The organism is Acinetobacter sp. TUM15071 (assembly GCF_008980925.1).
Taxonomy (GTDB): Bacteria; Pseudomonadota; Gammaproteobacteria; order Pseudomonadales; family Moraxellaceae; genus Acinetobacter; species Acinetobacter dispersus.
Genome location: NZ_BKGB01000009.1, coordinates 1 through 16538 on the forward strand (window position 1 = coordinate 1; position 16538 = coordinate 16538).

At 41.1% G+C, this 16538-nt stretch carries 17 protein-coding genes; 8 read left to right on the top strand and 9 right to left on the bottom strand.

What is annotated here, in order from left to right; translation table 11 throughout:
- Positions 1 to 321 precede the first annotated feature (321 nt).
- From GBI66_RS10065 to GBI66_RS10085, 5 genes are all read left to right on the top strand, one after another.
- Positions 322 to 3021 (top strand): TonB-dependent receptor, encoded by a 2700-nt coding sequence (locus GBI66_RS10065; protein WP_151715984.1) that lies wholly within the window; start codon positions 322 to 324, stop codon positions 3019 to 3021.
- Between the two features lie 153 nt (positions 3022 to 3174).
- Positions 3175 to 3888, top strand: a complete 714-nt coding sequence (locus GBI66_RS10070; protein ID WP_151715985.1) for a TonB family protein — start codon at positions 3175 to 3177, stop codon at positions 3886 to 3888.
- Positions 3889 to 3928: 40 nt separating this feature from the next.
- Positions 3929 to 4804: a MotA/TolQ/ExbB proton channel family protein gene (locus tag GBI66_RS10075; protein ID WP_151715986.1), complete on the top strand. Its 876-nt coding sequence runs from the start codon at positions 3929 to 3931 to the stop codon at positions 4802 to 4804.
- An 11-nt stretch (positions 4805 to 4815) separates the two neighbouring features.
- Positions 4816 to 5244 (top strand): biopolymer transporter ExbD, encoded by a 429-nt coding sequence (locus GBI66_RS10080; RefSeq protein ID WP_004804911.1) that lies wholly within the window; start codon positions 4816 to 4818, stop codon positions 5242 to 5244.
- A 14-nt stretch (positions 5245 to 5258) separates the two neighbouring features.
- Positions 5259 to 5678 (top strand): biopolymer transporter ExbD, encoded by a 420-nt coding sequence (locus tag GBI66_RS10085; protein ID WP_005210876.1) that lies wholly within the window; start codon positions 5259 to 5261, stop codon positions 5676 to 5678.
- A gap of 74 nt (positions 5679 to 5752) precedes the next feature.
- Here GBI66_RS10085 and GBI66_RS10090 read toward each other — a convergent pair whose 3' ends face one another.
- The 8 genes from GBI66_RS10090 to GBI66_RS10125 form a co-directional block, all read right to left on the bottom strand.
- Positions 5753 to 6418, bottom strand: coding sequence for a hypothetical protein (locus GBI66_RS10090; protein ID WP_151715987.1), 666 nt, complete (start codon positions 6416 to 6418; stop codon positions 5753 to 5755).
- A gap of 213 nt (positions 6419 to 6631) precedes the next feature.
- Complete coding sequence (bioD, locus tag GBI66_RS10095; RefSeq protein WP_151715988.1) at positions 6632 to 7282, bottom strand: dethiobiotin synthase; 651 nt, start codon at positions 7280 to 7282, stop codon at positions 6632 to 6634.
- Entirely contained in the window at positions 7279 to 8031 is a 753-nt protein-coding gene (gene bioC, locus GBI66_RS10100) for a malonyl-ACP O-methyltransferase BioC (RefSeq protein WP_151715989.1), read from the bottom strand. Before bioC ends, bioD begins: the two co-directional genes overlap by 4 nt.
- Entirely contained in the window at positions 8028 to 9182 is a 1155-nt protein-coding gene (locus tag GBI66_RS10105) for an 8-amino-7-oxononanoate synthase (RefSeq protein ID WP_151715990.1), read from the bottom strand. The genes bioC and GBI66_RS10105 overlap by 4 nt, the downstream gene beginning before the upstream one ends.
- Positions 9169 to 10464 carry an adenosylmethionine--8-amino-7-oxononanoate transaminase gene (gene bioA / locus GBI66_RS10110; RefSeq protein ID WP_151715991.1) on the bottom strand — a complete coding sequence of 432 codons (1296 nt, stop codon included), beginning with the start codon at positions 10462 to 10464 and terminating at the stop codon, positions 9169 to 9171. Before bioA ends, GBI66_RS10105 begins: the two co-directional genes overlap by 14 nt.
- Positions 10465 to 10794: 330 nt before the next feature.
- Complete coding sequence (locus GBI66_RS10115) at positions 10795 to 11517, bottom strand: alpha/beta fold hydrolase (protein ID WP_151715992.1); 723 nt, start codon at positions 11515 to 11517, stop codon at positions 10795 to 10797.
- A 42-nt stretch (positions 11518 to 11559) separates the two neighbouring features.
- Complete coding sequence (locus GBI66_RS10120) at positions 11560 to 11889, bottom strand: DUF6176 family protein (RefSeq protein WP_151715993.1); 330 nt, start codon at positions 11887 to 11889, stop codon at positions 11560 to 11562.
- A 107-nt stretch (positions 11890 to 11996) separates the two neighbouring features.
- On the bottom strand, positions 11997 to 12482 hold the full coding sequence (locus GBI66_RS10125; protein ID WP_151715994.1) for a GNAT family N-acetyltransferase: 486 nt from the start codon (positions 12480 to 12482) through the stop codon (positions 11997 to 11999).
- Between the two features lie 250 nt (positions 12483 to 12732).
- Between GBI66_RS10125 and GBI66_RS10130 the strand changes: the two genes are divergently transcribed.
- The gene (locus GBI66_RS10130) at positions 12733 to 13308 is read left to right on the top strand and encodes a peroxiredoxin (protein ID WP_005191107.1); all 576 of its coding nucleotides are present in this window, start codon (positions 12733 to 12735) and stop codon (positions 13306 to 13308) included.
- Positions 13309 to 13386: 78 nt separating this feature from the next.
- Here GBI66_RS10130 and GBI66_RS10135 read toward each other — a convergent pair whose 3' ends face one another.
- Entirely contained in the window at positions 13387 to 14346 is a 960-nt protein-coding gene (locus GBI66_RS10135) for a LysR family transcriptional regulator (RefSeq protein WP_151715995.1), read from the bottom strand.
- Between the two features lie 249 nt (positions 14347 to 14595).
- Between GBI66_RS10135 and benA the strand changes: the two genes are divergently transcribed.
- Positions 14596 to 15978: a benzoate 1,2-dioxygenase large subunit gene (benA, locus tag GBI66_RS10140; protein ID WP_151715996.1), complete on the top strand. Its 1383-nt coding sequence runs from the start codon at positions 14596 to 14598 to the stop codon at positions 15976 to 15978.
- Positions 15975 to 16475, top strand: a complete 501-nt coding sequence (gene benB, locus GBI66_RS10145; protein WP_151715997.1) for a benzoate 1,2-dioxygenase small subunit — start codon at positions 15975 to 15977, stop codon at positions 16473 to 16475. Before benA ends, benB begins: the two co-directional genes overlap by 4 nt.
- The last annotated feature ends 63 nt before the right edge of the window (positions 16476 to 16538 follow it).

The following is a 16538-nucleotide window of genomic DNA, read 5'->3' on the forward strand; positions in this document are numbered from 1 at the left end:
AAATAACAAACCTAATGTTTTATAGCAATAAAAGCCATTACGCACCACAAAAAAGCAAAAATAAAACTTTATGATTCATTTTAATGCACTGCAAAACAACACATTATTTGGAACTTTATGGCAACTAATGAGCATTTAAAATTATTTCAATATTTTTAATATTTAGTAAAAATATGAAAAGCTTATATATAAAAACTAAAACACTTTTACACATTTTATTCTACATTAAGCGAAATCTAAAAATAGGGTTTGGCACAGCTCTTGCTAAAACGGATTTATTGAATTTTTAGAGTGGCAATCCATTTAGGGGTTAAATAATCAATGAAAAAAGCCAACTTCGCTCAACCAACTGCTCTGCCAAAAGCGAGCAAAACCATACTTAAACTCAGTACGCTCAGTTTAAGTATGCTGTGTTTAACCATGGCTCATGCTGCCGAAGCTGAGTCATCATCAGAGGAAAAGCCAACCAAAGTTGTAAAAGTCGCGGTTACAGGTTCATCAATTAAAGGCGTTGCAGCGCAAAGCGCATCACCCATTACCATTGTCAAAGTAGACGAGATTCTGAAACAAGGGGTGACTACGACAGAAGAAGCACTGACCAAAATTACTGCCAACCAAGCTGGTTTTGTGACTTCACAAAATGTCGGGCGTTCTGGCACAGCAGGAGCAACAGCCAATTTACGAGGCGTTGGCGAAAATAAAACTTTGATTTTACTCAATGGTCGCCGTTTGGCTGCTAGTGCATTTGATAGTGGTGTGACCAATTTAAATATCATTCCCCTCGCTATGCTAGAACGTATCGAAATCGTCCGTGATGGTGCTTCTGCAATTTATGGTACGGATGCAATTGGTGGGGTTATTAACTTCATCACCAAAAAACAATTCACTGGACTAAATATCAGTGGTGGTCTTACTCAACCTGAACACAAAGGTGGTGATACCCAAGACTTCAGTATTTTTGGTGGTTATGGCGACCTTGAAGATAATGGTTTTAATGTATTTGGTGTAGTTGATTATCGCCATGGCAATGACATCATGGCTAAAGATAGAAAGGTTAGTGCAAAAGGCAGCCTGATTCCCGAACTTGGTCTTGATGCACGAAGTTCAGCCTCTTTTCCTGCCAATTTCGTTGATTCTAAAAATGGAGCCAGTGGAAATCCTTATGCAGCAACGGGCTGTGGAGGTTATGCAGGTACTGAAGCGCTTGATAAAATTTGCCTGTTAAACACTCAAAACCTGATTGGAATCGTACCGAAAACAGAAGATATTTCGGCAATGGGTCGTTTAACACTGAAGCTAAATGATAGCTTCAACGCTATTGGTGAATATGTTTATGCCAATAACAAGGTCTCAACCTCAGTCGCACCAGATGTCTATAACGGCAATAATAAAGTCTCAATTAGTAAGAATAGTAAGTATTATCCAGGCAATGGTTTAGTACCGACTGTTGCGGGCCTCAGTGGTGAACCACTTCTACTCTCACTCCGCTCACAAGCCGGCAATCGCATCAGTGATACCGAGAATGAATCTCACCGAGTTTTTGCTGGCCTTGAAGGTGAAGCATATGGTTGGGATATCAATACAGGTGTCAGCTATGCACGCAGTGCCGTCACCGAGACAGCAAGCAGTGGATATTTAGATAAGGCTGCCGTGCAATCCGCTTTAGATGCTGGCCAACTTAATCCATTTGGTCCACAGGCAGCTGGAGATGATCCGAATCTTTGGAACAAACTCTCACTTTCTGGAGATTACAACAAAGCAAAATTAGAATCGAGTACAGTCGATTTTACTGCAAGCCGACCAATTTATACCTTACCTGCTGGTGATGTAGGTTTCGCATTTGGCGGCAGTTTCCGCCATGATAAGTGGGATTCTACTGTAAATTCAGATCTCGCTGCTCGTTTACCAAGCCTTGGGACTGATCCAAACAATCCACATCAGGAAGGCAAGCGCGATATTTCATCGGTATTTACCGAACTACAAATCCCATTACATAAAACGTTAGAAGCACAAATTGCAGCGCGCTACGACAATTATAGTGATGTCGGTGATACCTTTAATCCAAAAATTGCTTTACGTTGGGAACCACTTAAACAACTAATGTTCCGTACTTCATATAGTACAGGCTTCCGCGCACCAACCTTATATGAAATCAATAAAACCAATAGTCGAACGTTATCACCAAGTAACAGTGACCCGATTTTATGCCCAGGGGGCAAAGCTACCCCTGATGGTAGTCAGGCTCGTGACTGTGATCAGCAGTTTGATCGTATGCAGGGCGGTAACAAAGAGTTAGAGCCTGAAAAATCGACGTCGATCACAGCGGGTTTTGTACTTGAACCAATCAAAAACCTTGTGTTCTCTCTAGATTACTACAATGTCGAAGTTAAAAATCAAATCTCGGCACTTGAAGCATCGACCATTTTTGAAAGCCCAGATAAATATAAAGACAAATTTGTTCGTAAAGCAGATGGTTCAATCGACTATATCATTACAACTATGCAGAACATGGGCAATTTAAAAACTCAAGGTTTTGATGTCAGCCTGAACTATTTAACTCCTGTCACATCAACTGGTCGTTTTGGCTTTGGAATTGATGGAACCTATGTCACCAAATACGAATATCAAAATGAAAAAGATGGTGAGTGGATCAGTAGTTTAGGTGTTTACAAGGATGATGGACCAACCATTCGTTGGAAACATGTCGCAAATCTTAACTGGAGCTATGAAGACTGGTCACTAAATTTCCAACAGCAATTCACACGCGGCTATAAAGATCAAAACTCAGAAAATCTTGATGACGGTTATAAGAATCATCGTGTCAGTGACTATACCCTTTATAACGTTTCGGGCACGTACCGTGGTTTCAAAAATCTGGATTTAACGCTCGGTATTAAAAATATCTTTGATGAAGAACCAGCAGCATCTAACACCTTGGAGAATTTCCAGTATGGCTATGACCCACGTTTTGGTGATGTAACAGGCCGAACTTACTTCGCCCGCGGTACTTATAAATTTTAATGTGTTTCGCCACTACGACATGATGTTCCTTCTGTTGTAGTGGTTTACCGTAATCCTCTGATTCATCAAAAATTAAAGCGGTTAGTATCAATTTTTAATTGATCCCTTCCTCCAAACGACGATGAATCCATGATTACAATTTCAGGAGTAATTATGGGCATCCCCTTTTCTGAGAATGAAAATCAACCTGCCAAACGCCTTGTCGGTATTGGTCTGGTGTTATTTCTACATCTCATTATCGCCTATATTCTGATGACAAGTTTAGCGACCGACTTTAGCAAGCCTGTCGATAAGCCTGTAGAACTACAGATTATTCAGGACATCAAACCACCACCGCCTCCAAAACCAGAGGAACCAAAACCTAAAGAAAAGCCACCCGAGCCACCGAAAATGGTCGAAAAAGTGGCCAAGATGCCTGACCCACCTAAACAGGTGGAGAAAGTCACACCTGTGCAAAAACCAGCCCCAGCTCAACCTACCAAAACGGCTGTTGCTACACCAACACCTACGCCTACTGCAGCAAGTCCGAGTCCTGTTGCTGCTCCAACAGCGCCTGCCGCACCTGCGGCTCCAGCTAAACCCGCAGGAATTTCACGCGGCGTTTCTGAAGGCGAAGCGGGCTGCCAAAAACCTGAATATCCACGTGAAGCCTTGATGAATGAAGAAGAAGGTACGGTGCGTATTCGTGTACTGGTTGATGGTTCAGGCAAAGTCATTGACTCAAAAGTCAAGAAATCAAGTGGCAGTAAAAGCTTAGATAAGGCGGCTATTAAAGCGTATAGCCTGTGTACTTTTAAAGCAGCGATGAAAGACGGTGTACCACAACAAGAATGGTACGAAATCGAATATCCATTCACGATTTCCTAATTAAATGCATTGAACAAACAAATTTTTGGAGAATTTAAAGATGACAAACACAGCAAAACGTATTTCTCGAATCGCAGCAATTGGCCTCATCGCAGGTACGACCTTACTTCCAGTTGCAAGCGTGTGGGCGGATGAAACCACGCAAACCACAGCCGTAACGACAGTAGCGACTGATGCCGCAGCACAAGCAGCACCAACCCCGCCTCCGTTACCTGCAACTGTTGAAAAAGTACATAACCCTTATGGTTTAGAAGCCCTATGGCGCGAAGGTGACTTAGTCGCAAAATCAACACTATTTATCTTGGTATTAATGTCGATTGGAACGTGGTACATCATTCTGTCGAAAGTGTTCCAACAAAGTAAAATTAAACGCCATGGCACAGAAGCTGAACGTCATTTTTGGGAAGCAGAGTCTTTAAATAGTGCTGCAGAAAGTTTAAATAGCAATAGTAGCTACCGTTATATTGCTGAAAAAGGCATTCGCTCAACCAAACATCACGATGGCACCTTATTAGAACGTATTGATTTCAACACATGGGTAACAATCTCAATTCAACGTGCAATCGAAAAAGTACAAAGTCACTTAAGCAATGGCCTAGCCTTCCTTGCCACTGTGGGTTCAACCGCACCATTTGTCGGCTTATTTGGAACAGTTTGGGGGATTTATCACGCGCTTACTGCAATCGGTATTTCAGGCCAAGCATCAATTGATAAAGTTGCTGGACCTGTCGGTGAAGCACTGATTATGACCGCAATTGGTCTTGCTGTGGCTGTTCCTGCCGTACTTGGTTATAACTGGTTAACCCGTCGTAATAAAGCGGTGATGGACAATGTTCGCTCATTTGGCTCAGACCTACATGCCGTATTACTTAGTGGTGACTTAAACAGTAATCATCCAAACCGTGATTCTAAATAAGGAACACCATTATGGGCATGATGATTAATTCAGATCAAAGTGACGATGATGTCATCGGGACGATTAACACGACTCCGCTGGTCGACATCATGCTGGTACTGCTGATTATCTTTTTAATCACAGTTCCAGTGGTCACACACACTGTTCCGGTAAAACTACCTGAAGAAAAAAATACACCTTATGCCACCACACCACAAAATATCCAGCTTTCCGTCAATAAAACGGGGGATATTTTCTGGAATGAACAGCACGTTGCAAATAAAGAAACGTTACTTGCCCGTTTACAAGCTGAAGCGCAAAAACGTCCACAGCCTGAGGTTCATATTCGTGGCGATCAACAGACACATTATGAAGCGATAGATCAGGTGATCAGCACAACACAGCAAGCAGGGATTGGGAAAATCGCTTTTGTTACGACTCCCCCTGCTTCTACACCATAATAGGAGAATCACACATGGGTATGAATGTGGGTTCAAAAAATGATGAAGAAGATGTGATGCTCGACGTCAACATGACACCGCTGATTGATGTCATGTTGGTGCTGCTGATTATGTTCATTATCACCATCCCAATTCCAAACAACGCCATTAACATTAATTTGCCAAATGGCACACCACCACCGCCAACAGATCAGAAGCCACCCGAAACCATTAATTTACGGGTTGATGCGCAAGGGCATATTTTTTGGAATGATCAAACGGTTGCTGATCGTTCAGCCTTAAAAGCCCTGTTTGATTCGGTTGCTCAAAAAGCTGATCAGGATCAGATTAAGTTTAAGCCTGATGCACAGGCTGAATACAAGAATATCGCGATGGTGATGGCACTCGCTCAACAGAGTAATGTCACCAAAATCGGTATCGTCAGTAATAACTAAATAATAAAAACAAAAAATTAATCAGATAACTACAATTTTACTCCTACGCTAACAAGTTCGCTTGTTAGCCTTTTTTATTTTATTTCATTGATGACAACAGGAATAAGTTTACTACTCACCTTATAGCCTTGTGGTTTATTATTACAGGCATCCCCTGTCACGGTGGTTCGAATCACATAAGGTGAATAAGGCATCACATTTAAATAGCCTGAATTATCTCGGCCTGTACGGCAATCTTCTGCGCCCAGTTTTTCATCATAGCGTCCGTCATATGAAGACTCTTCGACCTCTGCAATCAGCTTGCTTGTCCATTGATTTAAATAAACCAAACTTTTACTCGATTCAACAGTACCTTGTCCTGAGCCTGCACTTTCAATTTCGATCAGTTGAATCGGTTTACCTTTATAAACGGTTGGATGCACTTTAAAGCTATTCGATTGGCCACCAAACTCTTTTAAGATTCGAGCCTGTTTTAATTTTGGACGGGTTAATACATAGCCAGCCCAAAAATTACGTCCTGCATTTTCAAAACTTACGCCCGATAAATAAGCTTCTTCTCCTGAGATCAGTTTTACTGCTTCAGTAGAATCAATCTGAATCGCTTGGGGTGGATTGGCATTTGAATCTTGTAAGTTGGTGATCCAACTAATAATGGCCTTATCGCTAGGTACAGCAGCGTGAGTAGTCGAGATTAGACTTGATAGACAAAGTGTTATAAAAATAAATTTCTTTTTATTCATTATGATTTCTCTTTAGAGATTAAATCTGAAAGCGATCTTGACGGAGTCTCTCCAAGCACTCATCCAATCATAGGGAAACCCTCTTACTTTTCAAAGATGAAAAGTAACAAAAATCTTTTGTTAGACTGACGGTACGTCCTTGCTACCGCAGTCTAACTTGGCGGCATCCTTGCCGCCCTCCACGATCACAGATATTTACTAGACAATAAATACCTAGAATGAGTTAAACTTTTCCAATTCAATCCATTGCGCATCAGGAAAATGCTTCGCCAAATAAGCTTTTAAATAATCGGCGGTATCTTTCGAAATAAGTGGATCTTTCGACTCATCCTTTAAGTTATACACCAAAGCATGTAAACTCAAACCACGCTGCTTTAAAGCCTCTAAACTCAATAAAGTATGATTAATACTACCCAAACGCCCAGAAGTCACTAAAATCACAGGAAATTGATGCTGAACGATATAATCAATCGTCAACAATTCTGTGGTTAAAGGTACCATTAAACCACCAGCACCTTCTAACAACACCACCTCAAAACGCTGAGCCAATTCTTTAGTCGCAGCTTCGATCTTGGCAAAATCCAGATCACGCCCATCCAAACGTGTGGCTAAATGCGGTGACGCTGGATAGGTAAAAATCTCAGGCATGGTCAGCTTTTCATGGTCTTCCTGAAACCAACCACTGCCCATAATTTCACGATGTTTTTCGATATCTTCGGAGATATCTACATTTCCCGTTTGTACTAATTTTTGGGTAATGACACGCTGTCCCTGTTCGGTCCAAAGCTTGGCGAGATAACCAGTGGCATAAGTTTTACCAATTTCAGTATCTATACCGCTGACAAAATAAATTGCTGCACTCATGCTGTTCTCCGCGCAATCACATAAATCGGATGATAAGTCAGACGAAAACCCGGCTCATCATAAAACTGTTGATAATCTGAATAAAATTGCTGTAAAGATTGCTTAGTCCAGCGATGCGATTGAGCTGTTGCTGTCACGCCTGTGGCTTTTAAATGCTGCAATACCGATTTTGGATGATCAAAATAAACCTGCTTATGATCTTGCTGTATTAATAGAATTTCAAAGCCTTGCTGTTGCAACTGCTGTTGTAGCACATCACAATCGATATAATTTAAACCCTGTCCTGTCAGTTGCTTAATTTCAGTGAGATTATCAGGACCAAAGGTAGAAAAGCCGAAATATCCATGAGGGTTTAACGCCACTTGAATCCGTTGTAATAACGCGGGCAGATCCATCATCCATTGCAAAGCAGAACTGGAAATCACTGCATCCAAACATTGCGGTAACACCAGTTGCTCAATATCACCGATCAACCAATTGATCTTATCGACGCTTGAAAAATGCTGCTCTACATCGTCATATAAATCGTTTAAAAACAGCTGTTCAACCTGAAAATAGGGCTGAAACAAATGAGTGAGATTACCCGAACCACAACCAATCTCAAGAACTGAGTCCAAGTTGTGTGGATAATATGCTTTCAGATATTCAAATAATTGCGCACTAATCTGTTTCTGTACCACAGCATGCTCGACATAGCTTTGCCCTGCTTTGGCAAAACGTTGCGCAACCAGTGCTTTATTGATGCTCACAAACACTCCACCAATTGCTCCAATTCGTTTTTTTGCACCAAAGAGGTTAAAGAAATTCGTAGGCGTGAACTATTCTGTGGCACTGTTGGTGGGCGTACCGGCATGGCATAAAAACCTTGTTGTTGTACATAGCGTGCTTTTTCAATCGCAGCTTGGCTTTCACCCAAGATAATTGGAATGATATGACTGCTGGATGGGCTCGAGAAACCTTTTGCAATCACCGCTTGCTGTAAATACTGACTGATCTCAGCCAAGTGCTGACGATGTTGCCGCATGCTCAGCACTTTATTAAAAATAAAATCTGACCATGCTATCGAGATTGGAGGTAAAGCTGTACTAAAAATCAATGGGCGCATTTTATTGATCAGATAATCACGAATGATTGAATCACAAATGATATAGCCGCCTACCGAAGCAATTGCTTTGCCAAAGGTTCCAACCAAAAAGTCAATCTGATCCAATACGCCATAATGTTCAGCACAACCCAGACCTTGCTCACCCCTGACGCCAATCGCATGTGCTTCATCGACATACAACATGGTTTTGACATAACGCTGTTTTAACTGCGCCAATGCAGCTAAATCTGTCTCATCGCCATCCATACTAAAAATACTTTCAGTCACCACAATAATGCGTTCAATTTGCTCATCTTGATGATACTTTTGCAATAACTGTTCCAGATGTTGCAAATCATTATGGCGATAACGTACATATTGAGCAGTCGAAAGTCGAATGCCATCAATCATACTGGCATGTACCAATTTATCGGCCAGAATCACGGTTTTGCTATCACATAAAGCAGGCAAAATACCGATATTCATGTGGTAGCCACTATTAAAGAGTAAGGCAGCACGACCAAAGGCTTTGCTTAGGCTATTTTCAAATTGTTCATATTCTGCAAAATTACCCGTGAGCAAGCGTGAAGAAGATGAACTAAAGAGTGCTCGTTCGATTTTCAGCGTATCAAGAAATTCTTCTCTTAAAAGCAAATCAGCGGCCAAACCTAAATAGTCGTTGGATGCGAGATTCAACATGGTTCGATCTTGAATCGTGATCCATCGTCCAGATTGTTGATTTGAAGTGAATTGGCGGAAATTGCCCTGTTGCTTAAGTTGCTCAAGCTGCTCGGCATAATGATCAAGCAAGGACATTGGCATTTACTCCTTGCATATTTTTTACCACCTCACTCATCTGTGCTAATAAATAATGGAGTTCATCATCGCTAATCACATACGGCGGCATTACATAGACCAATTTTCCAAATGGTCGTACCCAAATACCCCGTTCCACAAACTGTTGCTGTAAGGTTTTCATATCAACATTGGTAGTTAATTCAACCACACCAATCGCCCCTAAAACCCGTACATCAGCAACATGATCGAGCTGGGCTAAATCCTTTAACTGTTCGGTAAGAATTTTTTCAATCCGTTGAATATTGGCTTGCCAATCCTGTTCCACCAGCAGTTGAGTACTTCTTAATGCAACTGCACACGCCAGTGGATTCGCCATAAAGGTCGGGCCATGCATAAATACACCCGCTTCACCACGACTAATGCTTTCAGCCACCTGCTTGGTGGTTAAGGTCGCAGACAGTGTCATATAACCGCCCGTTAAGCCCTTACCAATACACATGATATCGGGTTCGACCTGCGCGTGTTCCCATGCAAACATTTTGCCTGTACGTCCAAAACCCGTGGCAATCTCATCAAAGATCAGCAATAAATTGTATTGCTCACACAATGCTTTGGCTTGACGTAAATATTCAGGATGATAAAAACGCATGCCGCCTGCACCCTGTACAATCGGCTCAATAATCAGTGCAGCAATGCTGTGATGATGCTGTTCAATCTGCTGTTTGAGTTCCTGAATATCTTGCGGATTCCATTCTCCATCGAAGCGACTTTGTGGCGCGGGTACAAAAATTCGATTCGGTAAACTTGTACCAAAAATCTGATGCATTCCTGTGACTGGGTCACAGACAGACATCGCATTCCAGGTATCGCCATGATAGCCAGAACGGGTGGTAATAAAATTGGTTTTTTCTGGTTTGTTTAATGCAGCCCAATATTGAACTGCCATTTTTAACGCTACTTCTACGGCAACCGAACCTGAGTCTGCGTAGAAAATCTTATCTAAACTCGGCGGCGTAATTTTTAATAATAATTTGCCTAACTCAATTGCAGGTTCATGGGTCAGACCGCCAAACATGATATGCGCCATGTTCTGCAATTGATCTGTAACTGCTTGGTTGAGTTCAGGATGGTTATAACCATGAATCGCACACCACCATGACGACATGCCATCAACCAAAGTTCGACCATCTTCTAGTTCAATCGTCGCACCGTAAGCACGTTTGACTTTAAAAGTTGGCAGTGGATTTAACATCGAAGTATAGGGATGCCATATATGTTCTAAATCAAATAAATCGGTCATCCTCTACCTCATTTGCTGCTATTTCTTCAAAATTTTCCATCAGCCTAATCACGCTTTTAGATACTCGGAAATGTCATCTGCAACCTGCGTGATATAAACAAGATACAAGGCTTAGTACACTAGATCAAAAGAAAAAGTGGAAGAAGTGAACAGGTTTTGCAGATGACAAATGGTTTTGCCTACTTTTCCCGAAAGAAAAGTAAGTCGCCGAAGGCATATCCTAAAAATGGATGAGCACTCGGCACGATTCCGTTAGGCCTATAAAATAAACTTTATCTTAAACTTGTCAAAATCTAAAATATATTGCGAGAATTTTCAATTCAAGCAAGATTAAACCGTCTGTTGAATAAAATCTTCAATTATTTGCACAGTCTGCTCAACCATAAAGCACGGAAAACCGTGTGAAGCCCCTTCCACAGAAACCACAGACAAACTCTTTGCAGCTAAATCTTCAGTTTTTCGCACAATTTGGTAAGGAACTAAAGCATCATACTCGGCAAAGACATGCAACTGCCTACCTTGATAATTTTTATACAACTCAACCAAGTTTAATTGCTCCAGCAATTCTAACCCATCTCTAAGCAATGCAATCGGTTGTGGACGAATCAATTTCTGCATAGCTACGAAATCTTTCTTTGCCGAACTTGCACCTTGACAGACCAATAAGCCAAACCGTTTTAGCGTGGTAATGGCATCCTGTTCAAATGACTGTTTAAATTGCATAAAGGTTTCAACAGGCATTGCAGTCGTCCAATCTGCTTGAGCCACAAAACATGGATTTGACGCTAAAGTGATTAAAACTTTTTGCTCAGCATATTGTTGTTGGATTTGATTGACCAATAAAGTTGCCAGTTGTCCGCCAAGCGACCATCCGACAATCACATCAAACTTCGCTGCAAGATCGACATGCTGTTGCAAAATGTCATTATCGAGAGCATTAAAAATATTAAGCCGCTCAACGCTATGTCCCTTTTGTTCCAAAGCCTCATGTAAGGGTTTTAATAATTCGGAACCACCGCCCCATCCCGTGATGAGTAGAATCTTATAGGTCACGTGCTTGCTCATTTCCAAAAACTTCAATGCAGTATACCCTGATTAACACTGCTCATTATTTTCCAAATCTACCAAAAGCTGCGCTGAAATCACTTGCTCCCAATGTTGCTTGAACTGTCGATGAACTTGATCAATCTCAAAGCTACTATTTCTTGCTACCTGTTGTGCATGTGCAATATCTTTAGCTCGCGTATAGGCAAGTAAATAATGATCGCCATTCAATTCAAGTTGAAACCAAGATTCAATTGTTACCCCTTCAGCTTGAAGTGTTTGAATGGCTTCTGCTTTGCGTTGTTGAATTTCTTGCTGCCAAGCCTCGACCTCAGCCTGCCTATTTGCTTTTAATTTAATCAGAACCGCACCAACATCCATTGATTTTCCTTTTCTTTTTCTAAATCGCTATTCAATTTAAATATATCTAGCAAATGAACCACCAATAAAAATATAACTTATTTACTACTTATAAATTATGAGGAAGATTATTTAATTCGCTTTTGATATACATAATCATTATTTTCTTCATGGATTTTTTCAAACCCCAGTTTCTCAAGAATTTTTTTCGAAAAGATATTCCGATAATCGACATAAGCCTCTAAAATTTTAACATCTTCATTTTCCTCTAGACAATTTTCAAGCCAATTTAAGGCCAAAGTTCCATAACCTTGATTCCAAAATTTTCTATAAATAACGTAGCCAATGTAAGCCTTTTGCTCATCCTTAAAAATTGTTGCCTGAAGAGTTCCTATGGGCTCTTTCTTCTCTAAGTCGTGATAAATGATCCAGTTTAACCACACTTCATTTTCACTTTTAGATCCATCTATTAAAAATTGATACCGATCTTTCAACGCTTGTATATCTTTATATTTAACATCTGGAATATATAAATATAATTCATCATTTTGCAGAGATAAAAAAGTTTTATCTGCATCATCGGCACTTAATAAAAAAGTGTTTATTTTATTCATTACAATCTCATCATTTTCAAATAATCATTCATATTTATTTTTCACCACTCAATCTAATTGACTAAGTTAAAAGAATTACTCCTTTTTTGTTGCTGCGTATTTAATGAAAAAACTGTGCCAACTTTTCATCTATTTCTACTTCTTTTAAATTCACCATTCCATTAGAGTCAATCAAAACCTGTAAAGAATTTTCTACTACATCCAATCTCTAAATTTGCTAAAGTAGATGCTATTACACTTTGAGATCAACATGATGAATACGATAAAGTCCAAAGTTCTCGTTTTATGTAGTTCACTTTTTTTACTCAGTGCACCAACGCTCAGTAGCGCACAAACTACCTTATTTTCTAAGCAAGATACTGCACAAAAAGAATGGGTTGGACAGTCTGCACCAGACTTTAAACTGCAAGATCAAACTGGCAAATGGCACACCTTAAATCAATATAAAGGCAAATGGGTGGTGCTATATTTCTACCCTAAAGACAACACTGCAGGTTGCACCCAAGAAGCCAATCAATTTAAATCACTGTATCCACAATTTACCAAATCAAATGCTGTGGTTCTGGGTGTCAGTCTAGATGATGTCGCATCGCATCAGAAATTCTCAGAAAAGCTCGGTCTGCCCTTCCCAATTCTTGCAGATGATCAGGGTGAACTAGCCACTAAATTTGGCATCGTACGAAACTTGGGTATTACTAAAATTGCCAAACGTGAGAGTTTTTTGATTAATCCTCAAGGCGCGGTGATGTATCACTACACCAGCGTGAATACTCAAACTCATGCCGATCAGGTATTGAAGGATTTAAAAACCTTACAAAGCAAATAATCACATTCAAGATTCTGAGTCAGCTTATCGAGTAATAATATGCCTAGCTGTTTGAAGTCTAGGCATTTTTATACGCGTTTAAAAATCAATGCCATTGGAATCATCAATTGGATTCTGATCCAGTGTAAACACAGTCCGTTGATACGGAATACCTTCCAGATCATAGACCTGATAAACACAATCAAATAATAGCTGCAAGTCTTCACTACGATCCATTGCCCGTGCCGTCAGAAAAATTGGGCTAACCGCACCATTATCCAGAATTGGAATGTAATTGAGATGTGGAAAACGAATGGTATCGGCACTGGCAGGAATCACGCATAAACCTTCACCTGCGGCCACCAGTCCTAAAGCCAGCTGGATTTCACGCACTTGATGCATATTTTTCGGCACGAGACTATGCTCGGCAAAGATATTCAGCAGTTGAGTCGAAAAATTCGGTTTCGGCGAAGTGGGATACATAAACATCTTTTCGTCAATCAGATCTGCCAGATAGACCCCTTCCGTTCGCTGTGCAATGGGATGGCTGGTATGCGCCGCTACAACCAATCGCTCCTTCCGCAATAAAATCCGTCTGACCGCAGGATCACTAATCCGCAAACGTCCAAAGCCCACATCAATGCGTCCTTCTTTTAAGGCTTGCAGTTGTTCTGTGGTGCTCATTTCAACCAGTTGAATATTGAGATGTGGCTGCTGCTGCCTAAATAAATAAATGATCCGTGGCAATAGACCATAAAGCAGCGACCCAACAAAACCTATGGTGACACTGCGTTCAATCAGTCCAATACGCTTCGCCATACTTTTAATTTCTTCAGCATTAGACAAAAGTTTAATCGCGTGCTGATAAAAGAAATGCCCAGCAGGTGTGGTTTGTAGAGGTCGGCTCCCCCGTTCAAATAGTTGAATACCCAACTCACTTTCCAAATTTTGAATCTGCCGACTCAAAGGGGGTTGAGCAATAAATAGTTTTTCTGCGGCCTTGGTGAAGCTCTGTTCTTCAACAACAGCAACAAAATACCGTAAATGACGTAATTCCATGAGGTTTCCATACCTTTAAGATATATATAAATATAAATTCGGTCTTAGACAGAGTTTACTCATTCTTTTAAGGTATAGACAAGAGATAAACCGATGAAGTTATGAATCGCTTCCGCTAGATTCCAGCTGCCCACATTCATCCTTATCGGTTAAAGCCACAACACTCGCCACATTCAACTTATTAGGATATCGAGACGCTTTAAGCGCAACTCGATGACTTCCACATTTTTGGAAAGTCGGAGAACGGAAATGCCACGTATTCCTGTAATCAATACCAGCCATCTTGACCGCATTGATGAATTACTGGTCGATAATATCGACACGGGTGAATTTAAACTTCATCGCTCAGTATTTACCGATCAAGCCTTATTTGACCTTGAAATGAAATACATTTTTGAAGGCAATTGGGTTTATCTTGCACATGAAAGCCAAATCCCCAATAACAACGATTTCTACACCACCCATATTGGTCGTCAACCTGTCATTATCGCCCGCAACCGTAACGGTGAACTGAATGCCATGATCAATGCCTGTTCGCATCGTGGTGCGCAACTTTGCCGTCATAAACGCGGTAATAAGGCCACTTACACTTGCCCTTTCCACGGTTGGACCTTTAACAACTCAGGCAAACTCCTCAAAGTTAAAGACCCAAGTGAAGCAGGTTATTCAGATTGCTTTAACCAAGACGGTTCACATGACCTGAAAAAAGTCGCTCGTTTTGAAAACTACAAAGGTTTCTTGTTTGGCAGTCTCAATCCAGATGTGCCTTCGCTTGAAGAATTCTTAGGTGAAACCAGCAAAATCATCGACATGATTGTCGATCAATCCGAACATGGTTTAGAAGTTCTGCGCGGTACCTCCTCTTATACCTATGAAGGGAACTGGAAACTGACTGCTGAAAATGGTGCCGATGGTTATCACGTTTCAGCGGTGCACTGGAACTATGCCGCAACCACACAACACCGCAAAGAGACTCAAGCTGCTGATAATATTCGTGCCATGAGTGCTGGGTCTTGGGGTAAACAAGGCGGCGGTTCTTATGGTTTTGAAAATGGTCATATGTTGCTATGGACGCAATGGGCCAATCCAGAAGATCGTCCAAACTTTCCGAAGGCAGACGAATATACCAAGAAATACGGCGCAGCGATGTCGAAATGGATGATCGAACGTTCACGCAACTTATGTCTTTATCCAAACGTGTATTTGATGGATCAATTCGGTTCGCAAATTCGTGTATTACGTCCTATTTCAGTCGATCGCACTGAAGTCACGATTTACTGTATTGCGCCGAAAGGTGAAGCCCCAGAGGCACGTGCGCGTCGTATTCGTCAATACGAAGATTTCTTTAATGCCTCTGGTATGGCCACACCCGATGATCTAGAAGAATTCCGTGCCTGTCAGGCTGGTTATGCAGGCATCGCACTGGAATGGAATGATATGTGTCGTGGTTCAAAACACTGGATTTATGGCCCCGATGATGCAGCCAATGAAATTGGCCTTAAACCGATGCTCAGCGGCATTAAAACCGAAGATGAAGGTCTCTATCTGGCGCAACATCAATACTGGTTGCATACCATGAAACACGCCATTGTCGCAGAGAAGGAAATCGCAGCTCAAGGAGAAAACGCATGAGCAATCAAGACAAAACCAGCTTGGAAAATATTGCTCAGTTTCTCTACCGCGAAGCACGTTTTTTAGATGATGAACAATGGGATGACTGGATTAATTGCTATGCGCCAGAAGCCAGTTTCTGGATGCCAGCGTGGGATGACAATGATCAACTCACTGAGGATCCGCAGTCAGAAATCTCACTGATTTATTATCCAGATCGTCAAGGTTTGGAAGACCGCGTATTCCGTATCAAAACTGAACGCTCCTCTGCCACCATGCCTGATACCCGTACTTGCCACAATATTGCCAACGTTGAAGTTGTAGAGCACGACGGAGATAAACTCACGGTTCGCTTTAACTGGAACACCTTGAGCTTCCGCTATAAAACCACCTATAGCTACTTTGGCATGTCACGCTATGTGATTGATTGTTATGGTGATGAACTAAAAATCCTAAGCAAATATGTGGTGCTTAAAAATGACTATATCAATCAAGTGATTGATATCTATCACCTCTAAAAGAATAAGTCTCCTCAGTCAAACGGACTGTTGGCTGAGGTCCCAAATTTAAATTATTTTTGT